The sequence below is a fragment of the Cellulomonas sp. P2_B4 genome (genome assembly GCF_056404795.1).
On the sequence record NZ_JBFUDI010000031.1, the window covers coordinates 1 to 811 of the forward strand.

At 55.4% G+C, this 811-nt stretch carries 2 protein-coding genes; one reads left to right on the plus strand and one right to left on the minus strand.

All coding sequences use genetic code 11. The features are described 5' to 3' along the window. Positions 1 to 291: 291 nt before the first annotated feature. A complete protein-coding gene (locus AC1DZC_RS19890; protein WP_477044468.1) occupies positions 292 to 540 on the plus strand; it encodes an MFS transporter in 249 nt (82 codons plus the stop codon). A 191-nt stretch (positions 541 to 731) separates the two neighbouring features. On the opposite strand, the gene AC1DZC_RS19895 is transcribed toward AC1DZC_RS19890, so the two are convergent. Next, a complete protein-coding gene (locus AC1DZC_RS19895) occupies positions 732 to 803 on the minus strand; it encodes an FAD-linked oxidase C-terminal domain-containing protein (protein ID WP_477044469.1) in 72 nt (23 codons plus the stop codon). Between the last annotated feature and the right edge of the window lie 8 nt (positions 804 to 811).

Genomic DNA, 811 nt, shown 5'->3' on the forward strand with positions numbered 1-811 from the left:
GTAATGCGTTGAAATACCGAAAGAAAATTAATATCGTGCACATCACCGCCGCGAACAAGACCGACAAAATACTTTGGCTTTGATTTTATTGAATAATTTAGCCGAAAAAATTTTTTGGCCTTCAGCCACATTCGCACGCCGCTTGGCGCCTTAGGAAGTGATCTCAACCTTGATCCGCTGACCGCTGGACGGAGCCTGAAACAGCGGTCCCCATCGAATATTGCATTGCGCAGAAAGATATCGTCACATTCCTCAGGGTGATGGGCGAGCGCGGCCGTATGCGCCCTCGCGATGGCGCGGCACTGGGCATCGCTGCGTGATCTCGGCGATCCGCTTTTATGGGTCGAGCGCTATCATGTAGCGACCTGGCTCGACTATGTCCGGCACAACCAGCGGTGCACCCACGCCGATGCGGACAACATCGCCCAACTGGCGACGCCGCACGAGGGACCAGTGCCTCCAGTCGTCTACCCCATTATCAAACGGCAAGCCGGATCACTGCCCTTCAGCCGAACGCTCGGATCGAGAGAGATGTCCTGATATGAATTAAGAACCTACTCTTTTTTGGGGACGGGCAACCTGAGCTTTGACGGAACCCGGTGTGGCGCCCAGGGCTGCCCGGAATAAAGACGTTATGCGCCAATCGCGACGATCGGGACGACCGCGCGGGCGATCTAGTTTTGACCGATGGTGACCAACACGGCAAAACCTTCTCCGTCCGGTGGCGGCGCCTAGAGACTGAAGATTTTGCCTGGATTCATCAGGTTTTTCGGATCAAGGGCGCGTTTCAACACACGCATCAGATCGACGG